Here is a 20719-nt window from a genome sequence, read left to right as displayed (position 1 = left end):
CGATATTCGCAGAAGCGGGGGCTCAGGCACCAGATGTCGCGCGACCGTAGAGCTACACCTCCAGGGCCGGCGGCCGGACCCCCAGTGCGGTCTGGACGAACAGGTCGAACACCCGGCCGCCGGAACTGAGCCCGGCCGTCTCCTCGTGCACGATCTGCTCGACCAGGGCCCGGGCCACCAGCTCCTCGCGCACCCACTGCCACACCAGGTGGGCGGAGTTCTGCGCGGCGAGCGGGTCTTCGGCCGCGCCACCGCCGAGCCGGAGGTTCAGGTGATGCACCACCTCGGCCACACTCGCCCGCACCCCGGGCTCACCGATCAGCATCAGAACTGCTCCTGCTCGGTCGAGCCGGCCAGCGCGGTGGTCTCCCCGGCCGGGTTGATCGCGGTGCTGACCAGGTCGAACCAGCCGGTGCCGACCTCCCGCTGGTGCTTGGTTGCGGTGTAACCGCGCTCCTCCGAGGCGAACTCGCGCTCCTGCAGCTCGACGTAGGCGCTCATCCCGGTCTCCGCGTACCCCTGGGCCAGGGTGAACATGGAGTGGTTGAGCGCATGGAAGCCGGCCAGGGTGATGAACTGGAACTTGTACCCCATGTGCCCGAGCTCGCGCTGGAACTTGGCGATGGTGTCGTCGTCCAGGTGCCGCCGCCAGTTGAACGAGGGCGAGCAGTTGTAGGCCAGCATCTGGTCGGGGTAGCGCGCCTTGATCCCCTCGGCGAAGGCCCGCGCCACCTCCAGGTCGGGCTTGGACGTCTCCATCCACAACAGCTCGGCGTGAGGCGCGTAGGCCAGGCCCCGGGCGATGCACGGTTCCAGGCCGCCGCGCACCCGGTAGAAGCCCTCGGCGGTGCGCTCGCCGGTGACGAAGGGCCGGTCCCGCTCGTCGATGTCACTGGTGATCAGGGTGGCCGCCTGGGCGTCGGTGCGGGCCACGATCAGCGAGGGCACCCCGGCCAGGTCGGCGGCCAGGCGGGCGGCGTTCAGGGTGCGCACGTGCTGCCCGGTCGGCACCAGCACCTTGCCGCCCAGGTGCCCGCACTTCTTCTCCGAGGCCAGCTGGTCCTCCCAGTGCACCCCGGCCGCACCGGCCGCGATCATCCCCCGCATCAGCTCGAACGCGTTCAGCGGCCCACCGAAGCCGGCCTCGGCGTCGGCCACGATCGGCACCAGCCAGTCCACGTCGCCGCCCCCTTCGCTGTGCGCGATCTGGTCGGCCCGCAGCAGCGCGTTGTTGATCCGGCGCACCACCTTGGGCACCGAGTCGGCCGGGTACAGACTCTGGTCGGGGTAGGTCTGGCCGGCCTGGTTGGCGTCGGCCGCGACCTGCCAGCCGGACAGGTAGATCGCCTTCAGCCCGGCCCGCACCTGCTGCACCGCCTGGTTGCCGGTGAGCGCGCCGAGGGCGGCCACGTAGTCCTCGCTGTGTAGCGAGCGCCACAACTTCTCGGCCCCGAGCCGGGCCAGGGTGTGCTCCTCGACCACGCTGCCACGCAGCCGCACCACGTCCTGGGCCGAGTAGGTGCGCTCGACGCCCTTCCAGCGCTCGTCCGTCTTCCACTGCTGCGCAAGCTGTTCCGCGTTCGTCATGGCCGCCTCCTGATCGGGTTCCCTCCACCCTGACAGCCGCCCGGCCGGCCCGCGAGGGCCCCAATCGGCCAAGTCCGGCCAACTTTTCGCCGCCGTCTGCGAAGTTGCGGATTTTCGGGGTGGGTATCGTTCGCCGATGGAGAAGACGTTCGCCGGGCCGCGCCTGCGTCAGCTGATCGCCGATCGCCGGCTCAGTCAGGTCGATGTGGCCCGTCTGCTGGAGATCTCCCCCAGCTACCTGAACCAGCTGCTGCACAACCAGCGCCCGCTCACCGTGCCGGTCCTGCTGCGGCTGACCGAGGTGTTCGGGGTGGACGCCGGGTTCTTCGCCGGCGACGACACCACCCGGCTGACCGCCGAACTGCGGGACGCGTTCGCCGACCTGGGCGCCCCGACCGGCGAGGTGGGCGAGCTGGCCCGGCATTTCCCGGACAGCGCCCGTGCGATCACCCTGCTGCACCACCGCTACCGGCAGGCCACCGAACAGCTGGCATCGTTGTCAGGCGACCGCGAACTGCCCACTGCCACACCGATGCCGCACGAGGAGGTGCGAACCTTCTTCTACCGCCACAAGAATCACTTCGCCGTGCTCGACCAGGCCGCGGAGAAACTGGCCGGGCTGATCGGCCTGCCCTCGGCCCGGGCGCTGGAACCGCTGACCCGGCGACTGGCCCACCACGGCATCCGGATCGGCACGCTGCCCGAGACCGACGCGCACCTGCACCGGTTCGACACAGGGCCGAACGTGCTGCACCTGTCGGAACGGCTGGACGCCGGCCAGCAGGCGTTCCGGCTGGCCGGGCACCTCGCCTTCACCGAGCACGAGCAGGAGCTCTCGGCCCTGACCGCCGAGATCGCCAACCCCGAGGTGCGGGCCCTGACCCGGATCGGCCTGTCCAGCTACTTCGCCGCCGCCCTGCTCCTGCCCTACGGCGACTTCCTCGCCACCAGTGAGCGTTTCCGCTACGACGTGGAACGACTGGCCCGGCACTACGGCGTCGGCTTCGAGACGGTGTGCCACCGGTTGTCCACCCTGCAGCGTCCCCGTGCCCGCGGCGTGCCGTTCTCGTTCATCCGGGTGGACCGCGCCGGGAACATGTCGAAACACCAGTCGGCCAGCGGTTTCCACTTCACCCGGACCGGCGGCACCTGCCCGCTGTGGAGCATCTACGAGGCCTTCGCCGCCCCCGGCCAGGTGCTGCGCCAGATCGCGGTGATGCCGGACGGGCGGCACTACTTCTGGATCGCCCGCACGGTGATCCACCGCCCGCACCGCTACGGCGCGACCGGCAAGACCTTCGTGATCGGCCTGGGCTGCGAACTGCGGCACGCCGGGCGCCTGGTCTACTCGGCCGGCCTGGACCTGTCCGACCGGGTGGCGGCCGTGCCGATCGGGCCGGGGTGCCGCACCTGCGCGCGCGACGACTGCGCCCAACGGGCGGTGCCCCAGGTGGGCAAGCGCCTGGCGATCGAGGAGAGCAGCGGCCGGCTCGCGCCCTACCCGGTGGCCCCGGAGACGACGTTCGGCCGGGGTCGTCAGTAACTGCCCGACCCGGTCCGGCCCGAGAGCCGTTGTTTCTACGGACTTTGGAGAAACAAACCGTTTACCGCTTCTGTACGCCAGGAATATTGACGGGGAATGGTCTAACTGTGATCGTTTCCGCTCATGTCGCTGTTGTCCCCCGGTACCCGAGGGCTGAAGGCGCTGCGCTCCACGAACCGCCGCCGGCTGCTGGATCTGCTGCGCGAGCACGGGGAGGTCAGCCGCGCCGACCTGGCCCGCCTCACCGAGCTGTCCGCCACCACGGTCTCCAGCCTGGTCGCCGAACTGGCCGACGAGGGTGTGGTCAGCGAGGGCGGGGTCGACGACCACAGCCGGACCGGCCGCACCGGACGGCCCGCCCGCCTGGTGCGCCTGGTCGGTGGCCGGGGCCTGGTGATCGCCCTGAACCTGACCCGCGAGGTGGTGCACGCCGCGGTCTGCGACCTGTCCGGGGCCGTCGTGCTGGAGTGCGACCGGCGGATCGACGTGGACCGCGCCGACTCCCTCACCCGGATCGCCGCGCTGGTCGACGAACTGGCCGAACAGGCCGGGCAGGCCGCCCGGGAACGGATCTCGCGGCTGGTCGTGGCCGTGCCCGGGGTGGTCGAGACCAGCACCGGGCACGTCGTCTCGGCCCGGGTTCCGGCCTGGCAGCAGCTGGCTCCCGGCCCGGTGCTGGCGGCCGCCACCGGCCTGGAGACTCACGTGGAGAACGACGCCGACCTCTGCGCCCTGGGTGAGCGCAGCTTCGGGGCGGCGGTGGGCCTGGACGACATCGCCTACGTGAAGGCCTCCTGGGGCATCGGCGCCGGGCTGGTCCTGGGCGGCCGGCTGTACCGCGGCTACCACGGCGGCGCGGGCGAGCTCGGGCACATGGAGGTCGCCGAGTTCGGTGACCTGTGCCTGTGCGGCAACCGCGGCTGCCTGGAGACCCAGGCCTCGCTGGAGACCGTGCTGGCCGCCCTGCGGGTGGTCCGGCCCGAGGTGCGCACTCCCGCCGACCTGGCCGAACTGGTTCAGGCCGGTGACCGCGCGGCGATCCGCGCGGTCACCGATGCCGGGGCGGCGATCGGCCGCACCGTGGCCGCGCTGTGCAACGTGCTCGCCCCGCAGGCCGTGCTCGTGGGCGGTGAGCTGGCCGGAGGGGGAACCCACCTGGCCGACTCCATCCGCGACGCGGTCGAGCGCTACACCAAACCCCTGACCGCAGAACGCATCGTCGTCCTGCCCGCCGAACTCGGCTCCCGCGCCGCCCTGCTCGGCGCCGTGGCCACCGCCGTGGAGGCCGAGACAACACCGTAAGACCGCTCCCGATCCACCTGCCCGTCTCCCGCCCGAATCCCCCGCACAAGGAGTCCCGCCATGAGTCCCCGCCGTTTCACCACCACGGCCGCCTTCGGCCTCACCGCCGCCCTGGCCCTGTCCGCCTGCGCGAGCAGCAGTTCCGACTCCGACACGGACTCCGGGTCCGGCTCCGGGAGCGGCCCCAAGACGGTCGCCGCGGCCAAGGGCGAGGGCAAGACCCTCACCGTCTGGACGATGAACGGTGACTACACCGAGGCCACCATCGACGCGATCAACGCGGAGTTCACCAAGCAGACCGGCGCCCAGGTGGACGTGCAGATCCAGGAGTGGGACGGGATCACCACCAAGATCAGCACGGCGCTGTCCACCGACAACACCCCGGACGTGCTGGACCTGGGCAACACCCAGGTGGCCAGCTTCGCGGCCAACGGTGGCCTGGTCGACGTCACCGACTACAAGGCCGACCTGGCCCAGGGCCGGACCTGGCTGGCCGGCCTGGAGGAGCCCGCCACGGTGGAGGGCAAGCTCTACGCCGTGCCCGGTTTCGCCGGAGCCCGCGCGGTCATGTACAACAAGAAGATCTGGGCCGAGGCCGGCGTGACCAAGGCCCCGACCACCTACGACGAGCTGACCCAGTCGCTGGACAAGATCAAGGCGGCGAACAAGGCCGCGGACTTCTCCCCCCTGTACCTGCCGGGCCAGCAGTGGGCCGCCGGCATGCAGTGGGTGTGGGACGCGGGTGCGGAGCTGGCCACCCAGGAGGGTGACTCCTGGAAGGGCGGCCTGTCCTCCCCCGAGGCGATCAAGGGCCTGAACGACTTCAAGACCTTCCAGAACACCTACTCCACCAAGGCCTCGCAGGGTCTGGACACCGACAAGCCGGACTGGAACCAGGTGTTCGCCGACGGCAAGACCTCGGCCATCATCACCACCACCGGCAGCCTGGCCAAGGTGATGGAACTGAACCCGGAGATCAAGGAGGAGGACCTGGGCACGTTCCCGATCCCGGGCATCTCCGGTGAGACCCAGCCGGCCATGCTCGGTGGCTCGGACTGGGGTATCGCGGCCAAGAGCGACGCGGTGGACCTGGCCCTGGTCTGGACCAAGATCGCGGTGAGCCCGGAGTTCCAGGACAAGTACGTGTACGGCAACGACGGCTGGATCCCCAACAGCACCGAGGCCATCGAGGCCGCCCAGCCCACCCTGTCCGAGCAGCTCAAGGGCTTCTACGACGCGGCCCTGAACTCCAAGGCCACCCCGGCCGCGGCGCAGTGGGCCACCATCGAGGGTGACAAGAGCATCAACGAGATGTTCTCGTCCATCGCCTCCGGGTCCAAGACGCCCGAGGAGGCCGCCAAGGAACTCGACGCCCACATCGCCGACACCCTGTGATGAGCGTCAAGACCCCGGCACCGCCGAGCAACCCCAGCAGTCCCCGTACCGCCGACGCCCCCGCGCCCCGTGCGCGGGGGCGCCGCCCCGACTTCACCCCGCTGTGGTTGCTGACCCCGGCGGGCCTGGTGATCGTGCTGGTCACCATCGCCCCGATCGTCTACCTGGTCTACACGTCCTTCACCGACTACAACCAGAGGACGCTGTTCACCGGCGAGTTCACCTACGCCGGCCTCGAGAACTACACGAACCTGCTCTCCAGCAGCGACTTCTGGAAGTCCCTGCTGCGCACCGTCCTGTTCACCGCCGCCCTGGTGATCGGCAGCATGCTGATCGGGATGGGCGTCTCGCACCTGCTCACCCGGGTGAACCTGTTCTGGCGCTACACCACCACGGTGGTCCTGATCACCGCCTGGGCGATGCCGAACGTGGCCTCCACCCTGGTCTGGAACTGGCTCTTCCAGCCCGGTTACGGCGTGGTCAACTGGATCCTGGCGCAGTTGCGGATCTTCGGCGACACCACCGACCTGAACTGGGCCGACGACCCGACCCTGGCCTACCTGGCGATCTGGATGCTGGTGGTCTGGCAGGCCGTGCCGTTCATCGCGCTGACCCTGAACGCGGCCGAGCAGCAGGTGCCCCCGGAGTACCAGGAGGCGGCCCGGCTGGACGGGGCGAGCGAGTTCACCGTCTACCGGATGATCACCCTGCAGTTCCTGCGGCCCACCCTGCTGCTGGTCACCATCCTGTCGGTGATCTGGGACTACAACGTCTTCAACCAGATCTGGCTGTTCTCGGCCGGCGGACCGGGTGACTCCACCTCCACCCTGGGCGTGTTCACCTACAAGACCGCGTTCGTCGGCTTCCAGGTCGGTGAGGGCGCGGCGATCTCGGTGATCACCACGGCCATCCTGCTCGGCCTCACCGCGCTGTACATCCGAAGCCTGCTCAAGTCGGGAGAAGACCTGTGAACCGTCCGGCCCGTAAGCGTGGGCGGATCCCCAACGTTCTCGCCGCGATCTTCTGCCTGGTCTGGATCTTCCCGGTCTACTGGATGATCAACAGCTCGTTCAAGCCCCCGCGCGACCTGACCACCACCACCCCGCAGTTCCTGCCCGCGCACCCCACGCTGGACAACTTCGTCACCGCCCTGACGCAGGAGAACTTCCTGATCAACCTGCGCAACAGCGTGATCGTGGTGGCGGCCACGGTGGTCCTGTCGATCGCCGTGGGCATCTTCGCCGCGGCGGCGCTGTCCCGGTTCCGTTTCGCCGGGCGCCGGGCGATCCTGGTGGTCATCCTGGCCATCCAGATGCTCCCGGTGACCGCCCTGCTGATCCCGATGTTCGTGCTGTTCAACGAGGCCGGTCTGCTCGGCACCTACTGGGGCCTGATCCTGGCCTACCTGGCCACCTCGCTGCCGTTCTCGATCTGGGTGATGCGCGGTTTCTTCGTGGCCATCCCGGTGGAGATCGAGGAGGCCGCCCGCTGCGACGGGGCCGGCACCTGGCGGATCCTGTTCAGTGTTCTGTTCCCGCTGGTCGCCCCCGGGGTGATCGCGACCAGCATCTTCGCGTTCATCGCGGCCTGGAACGACTACCTGGTCGCCTACACCTTCATGCAGGACGAGGCCCAGTACACCCTTCCGGTCTGGCTGGCCTCGTTCATCAACCCGCTGATCGGCACCGACTACGGCGGCCAGATGGCCGCATCGGTGCTGTTCTCGCTGCCCGTCGTCATCTTCTTCCTCATCATCCAGCGCAACCTCGTGGCCGGGATGTCCGCCGGCGCTGTGAAGGGCTGAACCATGCTGATCCCCCGCCCGCTCGAAACCGTCGACGCCGAGGGTGAACTCGTCCTCGACCGGGCCACCACGCTGAGTGCCCCCGAGGAACTGGGGGGCGTGCTGGCCTGGTTCCAGCAGGCCCTGCGCCCGGCCACCGGACTCGCGTTGCGCGAATCGTCCTCAGGCACCGTGGTTCTGCGGCTCGACCCGGACCTGGGCGAGGAGGCCTACCGGCTGGAGGTCACCGAGCAGGGGGCGGTGATCAGCGGCGGGGCACCGGCCGGGGTCTTCTACGGCTGCCAGTCGTTCCTGCAGCTGCTGCCACCGGCGGTGTACCGCAAGGGCCTGGTCGCGGGCCAGCGCTGGGCGATCAAGGCGGTAACGCTCACCGATGCGCCGCGTTTCGGCTGGCGGGGTGTGATGCTCGACGTGGCACGGCACTTCCTGCCCAAGCACGACGTGCTGCGGTTCATCGACCTGATGGCGGTGCACCGCCTGAACACCCTGCACTGGCACCTGACCGAGGACCAGGGCTGGCGGATCGAGATCAAGCGCTACCCGAAGCTCACCGAGGTGGGCGCCTGGCGACCTTCGAGCCAGGTCGGCGCCGGTCCGGACGCACCCGAGGACGGGCGCCCGCACGGCGGTTTCTACACCCAGGACGACGTGCGCGAGATCGTCGCGTACGCGGCCGAGCGGTTCGTCACCGTCGTCCCGGAGATCGAAACTCCTGGGCACGTTCAGGCGGCCCTGGCCGCCTACCCCGAGCTGGGCGTCCACAAGAAGCCTTTGGACGTGTGGACCCGCTGGGGCATCGATGCCAACGTGCTGAACCTGGAGGAGTCGACCGTCCAGTTCTTCCTGAACGTGTTCGACGAGGTGGTGGACCTCTTCCCGTCGAGGTACATCGGGGTCGGTGGTGACGAGTGCCCGCGCGAGCAGTGGGAGAGCGACCCGCGCACCCAGGAGCGGATGAAGGAACTGGGTATCACCCGCGAGGCCGACCTGCAGACGTGGTTCATCCGGCGACTGGACGACCACCTCACGGCCAAGGGCCGCCGGCTCTTCGGCTGGGACGAGATCCTCGAGGGTGAACTGGCGCCGGGCGCCACGGTGGCCTCCTGGCGCGGTATGGCCGGAGCGGTGTCGGCGGCCAGGCGCGGGCACGACGTGGTCTCCTGCCCCGACGACGTGGTGTATCTCGACTACCGGCAGTCCGATTCGCCGGACGAGCCGATCCCGGTCGCCATTCCCCTGACCCTGCAGGATGTCTACGCCTTCGAGCCGGTGCCCCCGCAACTGAGCCCCGAAGAGGCCCGGCACGTGCTCGGCGGGCAGGCGAACATCTGGACCGAGCACATGGACAGCCCTCGCACCGTGGACTTCTTCGCCTACCCCCGCCTGTGCGCGGTTGCCGAAGCCCTGTGGGGCCCGGCCGAGCGCGACTTCGACGACTTCAGCCGCCGTCTGGAGCACCACCTCACCCGATTGGACGCGCTGGGCGTGGAGTACCGGCCGGCCGACGGCCCCAAGCCGTGGCAGAAGCGTCCGGGGGTGCCCGGCCGGCCCTCCAGCCGCGAGGAACGCGCCGCCCACATCGCGTCTCTGGTGGAGAACATCACGTGAGTCAGACCTCGCGCCGAACGGCCATTCTCGGCGGGGCCACGCTCGGACTCAGCCTGCTGTACCCGGCCACCGCCTCGGCCGACACCGGTTTGAAGACGTCGGTGGGCAAGGCCCACGCGTTTCTCGCCGCCAAGTTCGACGAGTTCGGGTCAGGGTCCGCGCTGCGCGTGCCGCGCAGCTACACCGGTGGCTTCTTCCAGACCCCGACGTGGGACTTCGTGTCCTCGTTCGCCTACGACGACGCCCTGGTGATCCTGGCCTGGCTGGCCGGCGGCCGGGCCGACGACCTGCGCCGCGCCGTGATCCTGGGCGACACCCTGCTCTACGCCCAGGAGCACGACCCGATCGGTGACGGGCGCACCCGCGCCTCCTACCAGCCGGACTCGTTCGCGGTGCTGAACGGTTCGCTGGACATCGGCTCCCCGGCCGCGTTCACCGGCAACCAGGCCTGGGTCGGGATGGCCTTCGCCCAGTTGTACGCCCGCACCGGCCGACGCCGCTTCCTGGAAGGCGCTCTGCTGGAGGCCGACTGGATCCAGGACAAGACGCTGGACACCGAGCGGGCGCCCTACGGCTACACCGGTGGCCGCAACGGCGAGGACGTGGCGAACACGTTCAAGGCCACCGAGCACAACATCGACGTCGGGGCCTTCTTCACCATGCTGGCCCGGCTCACCGGCCGGCCGCTCTGGCGCTCCCGGGCCGAGCTGGCGTTCGGCTTCGTGCGGGCCATGCAGGACCGGGCGGGCGGGCACGTGTGGACCGGGACCGACCCGGACGGCGTCACCACCAACCGCAACCCGATCCCGCTGGACACCCAGACCTGGGCCTACCTGGCCACGCTGGAGCGCCGGTACGAGCGGTCGGTCGACTGGGCCCTGAAGAACCTGAGAGCCAGGGACGCCGGGGTCGAGGGAGTCAGCTACAGCAGCACCGATGTCAGCAAGGTGTGGCTGGAGGGCACCGGCCAGACCGCGCTGGTGCAGAAGCTGCGCGGCCGCCGGGGCGAGGCGCAGCAGCTGCTGGACAACATCCGCACGGCGCAGGAGACCACCGAGCACGGAGACGGCCGGGGCGTCCCGGCGGCCTCCTCCGACGGTCTGGACACCGGTTTCGGCGACCTCTACTACGCCAGCCTGCACACCGGAGCCACCGCCTGGTACCTGATGGCCGCCCACGGCTGGAACCCCTTCCGGCTCTGACCGGCGGTTATTCCCTCTCAGAGGGGTAACAGCTCAGCCTCTCGGGCAGGCCGCACCGGGTCTAGCGTGAACGCATGCTCACTCTGAACAACGGTGTGACCCTGCCCGAGATCGGCCTGGGCGTGTACCAGAGCTCTCCCGAAGAGACTGCCGAGGCCGTCCGGGTCGCCCTGGAGACCGGCTACCGGCACATCGACACGGCCGCCGCCTACGGGAACGAACGTCAGGTCGGCGAGGGCCTGCGGGCTTCCGGCGTGGAGCGCTCGGAGGTCTTCGTGGAGACCAAGATCTGGGTCAGCGACTACGGCTTCGACTCCACCCTGCACGCCTTCGACAAGGCCACCGGCAAGCTCGGCCTCGACCGGATCGACCTGCTGATCCTGCACCAGCCCGCCACCGACCGGTTCGACAAGACCCTGGACGCCTACCGCGCCCTGGAGAAGCTGCTGGCCGAGGAGAAGGTGCGGGCGATCGGGGTGAGCAACTTCGAGCCCCTGCACCTGGACGACCTGCTCGCCGCCACCGACGTGGTGCCTGCGGTGAACCAGGTCGAACTGCACCCCTACTTCGTGCAGCCCGAACTGCAGCAACTGCACGCCCGGCTGGGCATCCTGACCCAGGCCTGGTCGCCGATCGGCGGGATCACCTTCTACCCCGGCTGGGGTGAGGAGCGGGTGAACGTGATGCAGGACAAGACGCTGGTCGAGATCGGTGAGCGGCACGGCCGTACCCCCGCCCAGGTGATGCTGCGCTGGCACCTGCAGCAGGGCCGCTCGGCCATCCCCAAGTCGGTGAACCCCACGCGGATCGCCGAGAACTTCGCCGTGTTCGACTTCGAGCTCAGCGCCGAGGAGCTGGCCTCCATCGATGCTCTGGACCGGGGCGTGCGCAACGGTCCCGACCCGAGCGTGCCGCGGCCGCAGATGTTCGACCGGGTGATCCCCGAGGACTGACCTCAGGAGGCCGGGCTCGAGGCGGGTGCCGGGGTGCCGGCGACCGCGAGAGTGTGCAGGGCGCTGGCCGCGACGGCGGCCAGCGGCAGGACCATCAGCACCAGCGACAGTGCCCACAGCACCGGCGGGGTGTGGCTGCCGGCCATCATCGACCAGGCCGTGAGCGGCACGAACAGGCTGGCCAGCACGGTGAACAGGGCGGTGAGGCGGGCCTCGCGGCGCCCGACCGGGAACCAGCGGTTGCCCACGCCGGTGACCACCAGGGCCAGCGCGGCGCCGGACAGCGAGATCCCGCCCCCGACCTCGATGCCGACGTCGAGCATCGCGTACCACCAGGTGTCGGGGACCGCCTTGTCGAACATCCGGCCCAGGTTGACGCCGCTGTCCCAGAGGAACGGCTGGAACGACAGGACGAAGAGCAGCAGGCCGGCGGTGCGCCGGGAGGAGGCCACGGCCAGGGTCTCGGCGTAGGCGTCGGCCACCTCGGCGATCGGGCCGAAGTCGGCCTCGGCCCGGCGCCGGGCCGAGGCCGGGCTGTGCCCGGCCTCGATCAGGGCCTCGGTGGCGTCTTCCAGGTGGTCGGCCGCCTCCTGCAGCAGGTCGCGCTTCAGCCGGCGCGGACCGGTCAGGGCGGCCTCGAGTTCCCCCAGGTAACTCACGTCTCGAGGGTGCCTGAGCGCCGGGACGGATGTCATCCGGGATCTCCCTGAACTCATGCCGGCCCCAGGGCCTGACCGACCACCCGGGAGAACAGCGTCCACTCCTGCCGGGCGCCCTCCAGGCGCTTGTGCCCGGCCCGGGAAAGCGTGTAGGTACGGCGCTTTCGGCCCGACTCCTCCGACCAGACACTTTCCAGGTAGCCGGCTGCCTCGAGCCGGCGCAGCGCCGGGTAGACGGTGCCGGTGGGCAGGTCGAGTTCACCGCCGCTGCGGGCGGCCAGCGCCTCGATGATCGCGTAACCGTGCAGGGGCCGGTGCTCGAGCGCGGCCAGGATCAGCGCGTCGAGATGTCCCCGGACCGCGTCAGCCTTCATGTAGACAGGCTACATAAGCGCCTCTACATTGGCACTACGTGTAGACAGTCTACGTATGGGGGCCCGGCATGACCGCCACCGAACCGAGCGAGGCACCACCCCGCCCGCAGCAACCCCGCACCACCCGCCTGACCCGGCTGGCCGGCTGGTCGCAGCGCCACCACTGGTGGGCCATCGGGTTGTGGGCGCTGATCCTGGCGTCGGTCACCGTCGGCTCCGCAGCGGCCGGCACCGACTACAACAACGACTTCTCGTTGCCCGGCACCGAGTCCCAGGAACTGCTCGACGCCTACGCCGAGCACAGCCCGCAGCAGCGCGGCGACAGCATCACCGTGGTTCTCCAGGCCGAGGACGGGATCGCCACCCAGACGTCCCTGATCGACCCGCTACTGGCCGACCTGCGCGAATTGCCGCACGTGGCCGCCGTCCAGCCGCCCGACCCGCGGGCCGGCACGGTCTCCGACGACGGCACCGTGGCCCTGGCCACCGTGCTGCTGGACGACGCGGCCGGGCTGATCCCGTTCGACGACAAGCGCGAGATCCTCGACACCGCACTCGAGCACGGCAGCGACGACCTGCGGGTCGAGGCCTCTGGCGAGGCCGTGCGCGAGATCCAGGAGCAGGAGGGCGGCGGCGGAGAGGGCGCCGGCGTCCTGGCCGCCCTGATCATCCTGGTGTTCCTGTTCGGCTCCCTGCTGGCCGCCGCCCTGCCGCTGATCACCGCGCTCTTCGCGGTCGGCACCACGTTCGCCGCGGTGGCCCTGCTCTCCCATGTGACGACCATTCCCGACTACACCCCACCGGTGCTGATGCTGGTCGGCCTCGGCGTCGGGATCGACTACGCGCTGCTGGTCTTCGCCCGCTACCGTTCCGAACTGCTGCACGGCGCCGATCGCGAGACGGCCACCCGCACCGCCCTGGACACCGCCGGCCGATCGGTGCTGTTCGCCGGCGCCACCGTGGTGATCGCCCTGCTCGGTCTGTACACGCTGGGTCTGGGCGCGCTCGAGGGGGTCGCGCTCGGGGTGACCCTCACCGTGCTGATGACCATGCTGGCCTCCCTGACCCTGTTGCCCGCGCTGCTGCACATCTTCGGCCGCCGCATCGAGCGCAGCGTGCACAAGCACGCCGAGCGTGCCCGGCGCCGTGGCCGGGAGCCCGGCCGGCGCTGGCGCGCTTGGGCGGGCCTGGTGCAGCGCCGCCCGGTGCCGGCCCTGCTGGTGGCCGTGATCGCCCTGCTGGCCCTCAGCGCCCCCGCCCTGGACCTGCGCCTGGGCTTCGCCGACGAGGGCAACGACCCGGCCGGCAGCACCACCCGGGAGGCGTACGAGCTGGTCACCCGGGCCTTCGGGCCGGGTGCGAACGGCCCGTTGGTGGTGGTGACCCCCGACGGCGACGAGGCGAGCGCGCAAGCCGCGTTCGACGTCCTCAGTTCGCATCCCGCAGTGGCCGAGGCCACGCCGCCACAGGCGTCCGAAAACGGTTTTCTCATGACCAGTCTCGCCTTCCCGGCGGGCTCCCCGCAGGACGGGCGCACGGCCGACCTGGTCGGGCAGTTGCGGGCCGACCTGCCCGAGGGCGTCCTGGTCGGCGGTCCCACCGCGGCCACGGTCGACTTCTCCACCGCCGTGGGCGAACGATTCCCGTTGTTCGTCGGTTCGGTCGTCGGGCTCTCGGCCCTGCTGCTGCTGATGGTGTTCCGGTCGGTGGCGATCGCGGTCAAGGCCGCGGTGCTGAACCTGCTGTCGATCGGCGCCGCGCTGGGGGTGATGGTCCTGGTCTTCCAGCACGGCCGGCTGTGGGCCGAGCCCGGGCCGATCGAGGCGTTCGTGCCGGTGATGATCTTCGCCATCGTGTTCGGGCTGTCGATGGACTACGAGGTGTTCCTGGTCTCGCGGATGCACGAGGAGTGGACCCGCACCGGCGACGCCACCACCGCGGTGCGCGAGGGCCTGGCCGGCACCGGCAGCGTGATCACCGCCGCGGCCGCCATCATGATCGTGGTGTTCGGCGCGTTCGTGCTCAGCCCCAGCCGGATGCTGCAGATGATGGGCCTGGGCATGGCCACCGCGGTCCTGCTCGACGCCCTGGTGATCCGCTGCCTGATCGTGCCCGCCGTGATGCGCCTGCTCGGCGATCGGGCCTGGTGGGCTCCGCGTCGGCTACAGCGCACCCTGCCCGGCCTACGGGTGGAGTAGGCCGGGCTCCCCTACCTGGGGAGACCCGGCCCGACCGCATCAGGAGCGGTCGTCCTCCAGCCCGTCCAGGAACGCGACGTCCTCGGCGGAGAGGGTGAAGTCGAGGTCGGTGTTCTGGCTGATCCGCTCGGGCGTGACCGACTTGGGCAGCGGCAGGATGTCCTTCTCGAGCAGGTAGCGCAGGCTCACCTGGGCCACCGACCGGTCGTACTTGGCGGCGATCTTCTCCAGCTCGGGGTGCTTCAGGATCTTCCCGGTGGCCAGCGGCGAGTAGCCCTCCACCAGGATGTCGTTGGCCTTGCAGTAGGCGGTGAGCTCGTCCTGGGTGTAGCCGGCGTGCCAGCGGATCTGGTTGACCATCGGGCGGATCCGGGCCGTCCGGTTCAGCGACTCCAGGTCGGCGATGCTGAAGTTGGAGACGCCGATCGAGCGGATCCGCCCGGCCTCGGTGAACTCCTCCATCGCCCGCCACACCGCCTGGTTGCCCTCGGCGTGGTCCTGGCCGGGCTGCGGCGAGGGCCAGTGGATCAGATAGAGGTCGACGTGCCCGATGCCGAGCAGCGAACTGGACTCCTCGAAGCTGGCCCGGGCCCGGTCGTAGTCCTTGATGTCGGCCGGAAGCTTGGTGGTGACGAAGATTTCGTCACGCGGGATGCCGCTGTCGCGCACCGCGCGGCCCACGCTCTCCTCGTTGCCGTAGGCGCGGGCCGTGTCGATGTGCCGGTAGCCGTTCTTCAGGGCGTAGCTGACCGCGTCGTAGGCCTCCTGGCCGTCCGGGATCTGCCAGGTGCCGAAACCGATCTTGTCGATCCGGACACCGTTGCTCAGGGTGAAGTGCTCGTTCAGGACAGACATGCAGCTCACCCTACGTACGGAACCGTCCGGCGCCACCGCGGTTACCGTTGGGGCGTGATCACCGACGTCGAGGAGTGGACGCAGCACCTGTCGGCGGCCGACCTGCCGCCCATGCTGGCCCGGGACGCCGTCACCGAGGACTTCCGGGCCCGGGTGGTCACCGGACGGCTGGGGGCAGTACGACTGGCCGAGCTGGCCACCCCCGGCGGTGAGTGCTTCCGCGACGAGGAGCGAGTGCGCGAGGCCGACCAAGGGTTGTGCCAGATCTACCTCACCCGGCGGGGCCGCACACGTCTGCAGCAGGCCGGGCGCGTGGCCGAGCTGGGCGCCGGTGACCTGGCGGTGGTCGACCCCGCCGCCCCTCTCGAAGTGGTGACCACCGACACCCGGTACCTGACCCTGCTCGTGCCCCGGCATCTGCTGGGTCTGGACAGCGAGGACCTGAGCCGGCTCTCGGGACATCGGATCGACGGCTCGGCGGGCTCCGGAGCGTTGCTCACCGCGCTGGTGCGCACTGCCGTCCGGTCGATCGGCACGTTCGCCGAGGAGGAGGCGAACCGCTCGGGTACCGCCCTGACCGAGCTCGTCAGCGCCCTGCTGTCGTCCCGGCTGCCCCGGCTGTCGCCGGACGAGGCGTTGCGCGGCCGGATCCGTGCCTACATCAAGGCGAATCTGTCTGCCCCGGGCCTCGATCCGAGATCGGTGGCGGCCGCGCACCACATCTCGGTGCGTCGTCTGCACCAGCTCTTCCGCCCCGAACCGCTCACCGTGGCCGCCCTGATCCGGCACAACCGGCTCGAGCGCTGCCGCACCGATCTGACCGGCTGCCGGCACCTGAGTGTGGCCGCCGTGGCAGCGCGCTGGGGCTTCACCGACGGGGCGCACTTCAGCCGGCTCTTCCGGGCTACCTACGGCTGCACGCCCACCGAGCACCGGCAGAACCCGCCGACGATGCACTGATCGGCAATCGGGACTGCACGTATGTCCATGGCCGACCACTGCCGCCCGCCCCGAAGCTGTTTGTGCGCAGCAACATCTCACCGCACAAGCATCGGAGTACTTACGTTGGACCAGTCCGTCGAGACCGCCGCAGCCGTTCCCGCCCGGATGTGCGAGGCCTGGAATCGCGGGGACGCGGCCGGCTTCTTCGCTGATTTCACTGACGACGCCCGTCTGGTGGAGTTCGAGGGAACGATCGTCCAGGGCCGCGAAGCCCTGATCCAGGGCCAGGTGCCGCTGTTCGACACCGTGCTCAAGGGGTCACGCCTGGTCGACAGCACGGTGCTGTTCGCCGAAGAGGTCTCCCCCGGCACGGTTTTTCTGCACCACCGGGCCGGCCTGCTGATGGCGGGCGAGACCGAGCCCCTGCCGACCCGGATCACCATGCAGCTGTACGTGCTGCGCCGGCTCGAGAATCGCTGGCAGGTGGTGGCTCTGCAGAACGGACGGGTCCTCTCGTTCGAACACTCGGCACACCTGGACGCCCTGGTCTCCGAATAGGAGTACGTGAGGGCGGCGGGCTCGCCGCGCCAACAGCCTGCCCGCCGCCCCCACAGCTCGAGGGTTACCCGGCCATCAGTTCCAGCGTGTCGACCACCCGGTGGGAGAAGCCCCACTCGTTGTCGTACCAGGCCACCACCTTGACGTGCTTGCCGTCGACGCGGGTCAGCGCCGAGTCGAAGATCGCCGAGGCGCTGCGGCCGGTGATGTCGCTGGAGACCAGCGGCTCGTCGGCGTACTCGAGGATTCCCTCGAGCCGCCCCTTGGCCGCGGCCTGGTAGGCGTTCAGCACCTCTTCCCGCGAGACCTCGCGCGACACGCTCGTGTTCAGCTCGACCAGCGAGCCCACCGGCACCGGCACCCGGATCGAGTCGCCCGAGAGCCGGCCGTCCAGGCGGGGCAGCACCTTCCCGATCGCCTTGGCCGCACCCGTGGTGGTGGGCACGATGTTGACCCCGGCGGCCCGGGCCCGGCGCAGGTCGCGGTGCGGGCCGTCCTGCAGGTTCTGCTCCTGCGTGTAGGCGTGCACCGTGGTCATGAAACCGTGCTCGATCCCGGCCAGTTCGTCCAGCACCGCGGCCAGCGGGGCGAGGGCGTTGGTGGTGCACGAGGCGTTCGAGACGATCACGTGCCGGTCCGCGTCGTACACCTCGGTGTTCACCCCGAAGGCCAGGGTGACGTCGGCCCCGTCGGAAGGCGCGCTCACCAGCACCTTCCGGGCACCGGCGGTGAGGTGGGCGCGGGCCGCCTCGGCCTTGGTGAAGCGCCCGGTGGACTCCAGCACGATGTCGACACCGAGCTCGGCCCAGGGCAGTTCGGCGGGATCACGCTCGGCCAGCACCCGGATCCGGCGGTCGCCGACCACCAGCTCATCGCCCTCCAGGGCGACCGGGCGGTCGAGCCGGCCCAGGGCGCTGTCGTACTTCAGCAGGTGCGCGTTGGTCTGCGGCGCGGACAGGTCGTTCACCGCGACCACCTCGAGCTTGCTGTCCCGCTCGAGCAGGGCGCGCAGGGTGTTGCGGCCGATGCGGCCGAATCCGTTGACGGCGATGCGGGTCATCGCTCCCCCTCTCGTTTCGCCCTCCATCCTGAGCGCCGCGCCGGCATCCCAACAGTGGCCTGAAAGCCAGCATGCGCAAACATCTGGCCAGCAAGATCGCCATTGACCGCAAGGATCCGGCCAGCGGAATCAGGACTCAGGGGTTCAGGGTTCAGGAGCTCAGGCCGAGAACGTGTGCCGGTACTCGGTGGGCGAGGTGCCGAGAATCCGCTGGAAGTGCAGCCGCAGGTTGGCCCCCGTACCCAGCCCGACCCGTCCGGCGATCTCCTCGACCCCCAGGTCGGAGCGCTCCAGCAGTTCGCGGGCCACATCGATCCGGGCCCGCAGCACCCAGCGCATGGGGGTGTGCCCGGTGCTTTCCGCGAACCGACGCGAGAACGTACGCACCGAGACCCCCGCATGGCGAGCCAGATCGTCCAAAGTTATTGGTTCGCCGAGATTCTCCAGGGCCCACTGGCGCGTGGGGGCGAACAACTCACCCACCACCTCGGGCACCACCCGGGGCACGTACTGCGCCTGACCGCCGCTGCGGAACGGCGCCGCCACCACCCGCCGGGCCACCTCGTTCGACAACGCCACGCCGTGATCGGTGCGCACCAGGTGCAGGCACAGGTCGATGCCCGAGGCGGCGCCGGCCGAGGTGAGCACCTGCCCCTCGTCCACGAACAGCACGTTCTCGTCCACCCGGATCAGGGGGTGTTTCTGCGCCAGCGCCCGGGTGTAGTGCCAGTGCGTGGTGGCCCGCCGCCCGTCGAGCAACCCGGTCGCGGCCAGGGCGAAGGCGCCGGTGGAGATCGCAGCCAGGCGCGCGCCCCGCTCCCGGGCCTGCAGCAGGGCCCCCACGACGGACGCCGGTGGCTCGGTGTTCGCCGGATCACGATAGCCGGGGATGAAGACGGTGTCGGCGTGGCCGAGCGCCTCCAGACCCTCGGCCACGTGGTACGACAGACCGTCACCCCCGGTCACCAGCCCGGGAGCCGCACCGCACACCCGCACCTCGTAGGGCATGGTCGGGCGGTTGGCGAAAACCTGCGCGGGTATGCCCACATCGAGGGGTTTGGCGCCCTCGAGCACCAGCACGGCGATGCGGTGGAGGGCCATGTCAGGCCGGTTCCGGCACTCGCAGGACGAAGAACGTGGGCCGCCGGCGGATCGCGAAGCCGAGCGACTCGTACAGCCGCACCGCCCCCGCGTTCGTCGAATCGGCGTGCAGCAGCGGCGTCTCACCGCGTTCGACGATGCCGTGGGCGACGGTGCGCACCAGCCGGGCCGCGAAACCACGCCTGCGGTAGTCCGGGTCGGTGGTGACGGCGCTGATCTCGCGGTAGCCGGGCGGGTTCATCCGCTCTCCCGCCATCGCCACCAGCCGGCCCTCGCGCCGCAGGCCGTAGTAGTTGCCCAGTTCGACGGTGCGCCGCTCGAACGGGCCCGGCTCGCTGCGGGCCACCAGGGCCAGCATGTCGTCCACGTCTGCGGGGCCCAGCCGTACCGCCTCCGGATCGGGGGTGGCGATCAGGGCGCCGGTGGCCACCATCTGGACGCCGTAGAACGGCTGGACCACTTCCCAGCCGGGCGGCAGGAACTCGGGCAGTTCGGGAATTTCACAGACGAACACCGTGCGGTCGGGCGCGGCCAGAGCGGCCAGCTCCTGCCAGGCCTGCGGATCCCTGGGGTCACGCAGGGCGTTGAACGGGGAGATGTCCGGCTGATAGCGCCGGGCCCGCTCCCCCAGCGGCTGCACGGCGAAGGACGAGTGGGGCCCGGCCAGCGAGGCCCACGCCGGGTTGTCGAGGGGGTGGGTGAGCTGGGCACCCGGCACGCCGTCCTGCACCGAAGTCATCGCCGGGTCTTGCCTTTCTCGCAGCCGTCTGTGGTCCGCCTGGAAGTTGAACACGGGCCGGGGCGGATCAACAAACCGGTTCACCGGCTCCTCACCCGCGCAGCAGGCTCTCCACCTCGGCGTCGAACAGCAGGGCGGGGTCGAACCCCATACCGGTGAAGTGCCCGGCCAGTTCCAGCGAGAGCACCCCGTGCACGCGGGTCCAGAACGAAAGAGCCCGATGGAGGACGTTGGTGGGCACCGATTCCGAGGGGGCCCAGTGGCGGTGCTGGTCCAGATTCTCTTCCAGAGCACCGTCGCGCCCCGGCGTGCCCTGGAACACCTGGACCAGTACCGCCATGATCTCGCCGGCCACGGCCGTGGTGTCTTCCGGCGCCTGGTACCCGGGTACCGGCGTGCCGTAGAGCAGGAAGTAGCGGTGTGGATCGGCCAGGGCCCACTGCCGGACGGCCCGGGCCACGTGTGTCGCCTCGGGCTGCTCTTCACAAGCCTCGCGAACAGTGTCGGCCAGGCTGCGGTAGCCGTCCCGGATCAGCTCGGTGACCAGTTCGTCCCGGCCGGCGAAGTACCGGTAAAGGGCGGGGCCGCTCATCCCCATCTGCTGGGCGATCGCCTTGAGCGACAGGGCCGCCACCCCGGTCCGGGCGATCTGCTCCCAGGCCCGTTCCTTCACCTCGGCCTGCACCTGAGCCCGGTACCGCTCCCGTGGGCCGGGAACCCCCATGGTTCTCGCCTCTCCTCGTCGCCGCTTCAGTTACAGGCTATCACCGTTGCTATTGCCAGAAACGATCGATGAGTTATAGCCTCTAACTAGAGCAACTACCGGTCACGAAGGAGAA

General features: G+C 70.1%; 20 protein-coding genes. 11 read left to right on the top strand and 9 right to left on the bottom strand.

Annotated elements, in window-relative coordinates:
• Window positions 1–52: 52 nt before the first annotated feature.
• Together LWF15_RS24750 and aceA are read right to left on the bottom strand one after the other, a co-directional pair.
• Window positions 53–325, bottom strand: a complete 273-nt coding sequence (locus LWF15_RS24750; RefSeq protein ID WP_232813315.1) for a hypothetical protein — start codon at window positions 323–325, stop codon at window positions 53–55.
• On the bottom strand, window positions 325–1587 hold the full coding sequence (aceA, locus tag LWF15_RS24745) for an isocitrate lyase (RefSeq protein WP_232813314.1): 1263 nt from the start codon (window positions 1585–1587) through the stop codon (window positions 325–327). The genes LWF15_RS24750 and aceA overlap by 1 nt, the downstream gene beginning before the upstream one ends.
• Before the next feature lie 136 nt (window positions 1588–1723).
• Here aceA and LWF15_RS24740 point away from each other — a divergent pair, with 136 nt between their 5' ends.
• The 8 genes from LWF15_RS24740 to LWF15_RS24705 all read left to right on the top strand — a co-directional run bounded on the left by LWF15_RS24740 (window position 1724) and on the right by LWF15_RS24705 (window position 11394).
• Window positions 1724–3130: a short-chain fatty acyl-CoA regulator family protein gene (locus LWF15_RS24740; protein ID WP_232813313.1), complete on the top strand. Its 1407-nt coding sequence runs from the start codon at window positions 1724–1726 to the stop codon at window positions 3128–3130.
• A gap of 123 nt (window positions 3131–3253) precedes the next feature.
• Window positions 3254–4432 (top strand): ROK family protein, encoded by a 1179-nt coding sequence (locus tag LWF15_RS24735; RefSeq protein WP_232813312.1) that lies wholly within the window; start codon window positions 3254–3256, stop codon window positions 4430–4432.
• Between the two features lie 60 nt (window positions 4433–4492).
• The gene (locus LWF15_RS24730) at window positions 4493–5827 is read left to right on the top strand and encodes an extracellular solute-binding protein (RefSeq protein WP_232813311.1); all 1335 of its coding nucleotides are present in this window, start codon (window positions 4493–4495) and stop codon (window positions 5825–5827) included.
• A complete protein-coding gene (locus tag LWF15_RS24725) occupies window positions 5827–6798 on the top strand; it encodes a carbohydrate ABC transporter permease (protein WP_232813310.1) in 972 nt (323 codons plus the stop codon). Before LWF15_RS24730 ends, LWF15_RS24725 begins: the two co-directional genes overlap by 1 nt.
• Complete coding sequence (locus tag LWF15_RS24720; RefSeq protein ID WP_232813309.1) at window positions 6795–7631, top strand: carbohydrate ABC transporter permease; 837 nt, start codon at window positions 6795–6797, stop codon at window positions 7629–7631. The genes LWF15_RS24725 and LWF15_RS24720 overlap by 4 nt, the downstream gene beginning before the upstream one ends.
• A 3-nt stretch (window positions 7632–7634) precedes the next feature.
• On the top strand, window positions 7635–9239 hold the full coding sequence (locus LWF15_RS24715) for a beta-N-acetylhexosaminidase (protein ID WP_232813308.1): 1605 nt from the start codon (window positions 7635–7637) through the stop codon (window positions 9237–9239).
• The gene (locus tag LWF15_RS24710) at window positions 9236–10441 is read left to right on the top strand and encodes a hypothetical protein (RefSeq protein ID WP_232813307.1); all 1206 of its coding nucleotides are present in this window, start codon (window positions 9236–9238) and stop codon (window positions 10439–10441) included. Before LWF15_RS24715 ends, LWF15_RS24710 begins: the two co-directional genes overlap by 4 nt.
• 74 nt (window positions 10442–10515) lie before the next feature.
• Entirely contained in the window at window positions 10516–11394 is an 879-nt protein-coding gene (locus LWF15_RS24705; protein WP_232813306.1) for an aldo/keto reductase, read from the top strand.
• A gap of 2 nt (window positions 11395–11396) precedes the next feature.
• On the opposite strand, the gene LWF15_RS24700 is transcribed toward LWF15_RS24705, so the two are convergent.
• Complete coding sequence (locus tag LWF15_RS24700; protein WP_232813305.1) at window positions 11397–12053, bottom strand: permease prefix domain 1-containing protein; 657 nt, start codon at window positions 12051–12053, stop codon at window positions 11397–11399.
• Window positions 12054–12106: 53 nt separating this feature from the next.
• Window positions 12107–12427, bottom strand: a complete 321-nt coding sequence (locus LWF15_RS24695) for a PadR family transcriptional regulator (RefSeq protein ID WP_232813304.1) — start codon at window positions 12425–12427, stop codon at window positions 12107–12109.
• A 68-nt stretch (window positions 12428–12495) separates the two neighbouring features.
• Here LWF15_RS24695 and LWF15_RS24690 point away from each other — a divergent pair, with 68 nt between their 5' ends.
• Window positions 12496–14625: an MMPL family transporter gene (locus tag LWF15_RS24690; protein WP_232813303.1), complete on the top strand. Its 2130-nt coding sequence runs from the start codon at window positions 12496–12498 to the stop codon at window positions 14623–14625.
• Window positions 14626–14664: 39 nt separating this feature from the next.
• Here LWF15_RS24690 and LWF15_RS24685 read toward each other — a convergent pair whose 3' ends face one another.
• Window positions 14665–15480, bottom strand: a complete 816-nt coding sequence (locus LWF15_RS24685; protein WP_232813302.1) for an aldo/keto reductase — start codon at window positions 15478–15480, stop codon at window positions 14665–14667.
• A 54-nt stretch (window positions 15481–15534) separates the two neighbouring features.
• On the opposite strand from LWF15_RS24685, the gene LWF15_RS24680 reads away from it, so the two are divergent.
• Both LWF15_RS24680 and LWF15_RS24675 read left to right on the top strand, forming a co-directional pair.
• Window positions 15535–16440: a helix-turn-helix domain-containing protein gene (locus LWF15_RS24680; RefSeq protein ID WP_232813301.1), complete on the top strand. Its 906-nt coding sequence runs from the start codon at window positions 15535–15537 to the stop codon at window positions 16438–16440.
• 105 nt (window positions 16441–16545) lie between these two features.
• Window positions 16546–16980, top strand: a complete 435-nt coding sequence (locus tag LWF15_RS24675; protein WP_232813300.1) for an SgcJ/EcaC family oxidoreductase — start codon at window positions 16546–16548, stop codon at window positions 16978–16980.
• Window positions 16981–17044: 64 nt separating this feature from the next.
• Here the strand turns inward: LWF15_RS24675 and gap are convergent, their stop codons facing one another.
• The 4 genes from gap to LWF15_RS24655 form a co-directional block, all read right to left on the bottom strand.
• The gene (gene gap, locus LWF15_RS24670; RefSeq protein ID WP_232813299.1) at window positions 17045–18040 is read right to left on the bottom strand and encodes a type I glyceraldehyde-3-phosphate dehydrogenase; all 996 of its coding nucleotides are present in this window, start codon (window positions 18038–18040) and stop codon (window positions 17045–17047) included.
• Window positions 18041–18199: 159 nt separating this feature from the next.
• Window positions 18200–19141 (bottom strand): GlxA family transcriptional regulator, encoded by a 942-nt coding sequence (locus LWF15_RS24665; RefSeq protein WP_232813298.1) that lies wholly within the window; start codon window positions 19139–19141, stop codon window positions 18200–18202.
• Window position 19142: 1 nt separating this feature from the next.
• Entirely contained in the window at window positions 19143–19880 is a 738-nt protein-coding gene (locus tag LWF15_RS24660; protein WP_232813297.1) for a GNAT family N-acetyltransferase, read from the bottom strand.
• A gap of 91 nt (window positions 19881–19971) precedes the next feature.
• Entirely contained in the window at window positions 19972–20604 is a 633-nt protein-coding gene (locus tag LWF15_RS24655; protein ID WP_232813296.1) for a TetR/AcrR family transcriptional regulator, read from the bottom strand.
• Between the last annotated feature and the right edge of the window lie 115 nt (window positions 20605–20719).

The organism is Kineosporia rhizophila (genome assembly GCF_021277265.1).
Taxonomy (GTDB): Bacteria; Actinomycetota; Actinomycetes; order Actinomycetales; family Kineosporiaceae; genus Kineosporia; species Kineosporia rhizophila.
The sequence above is the reverse complement of the archived record's forward strand: the minus strand, read 5'-3'. Positions and strand labels throughout refer to the sequence as shown.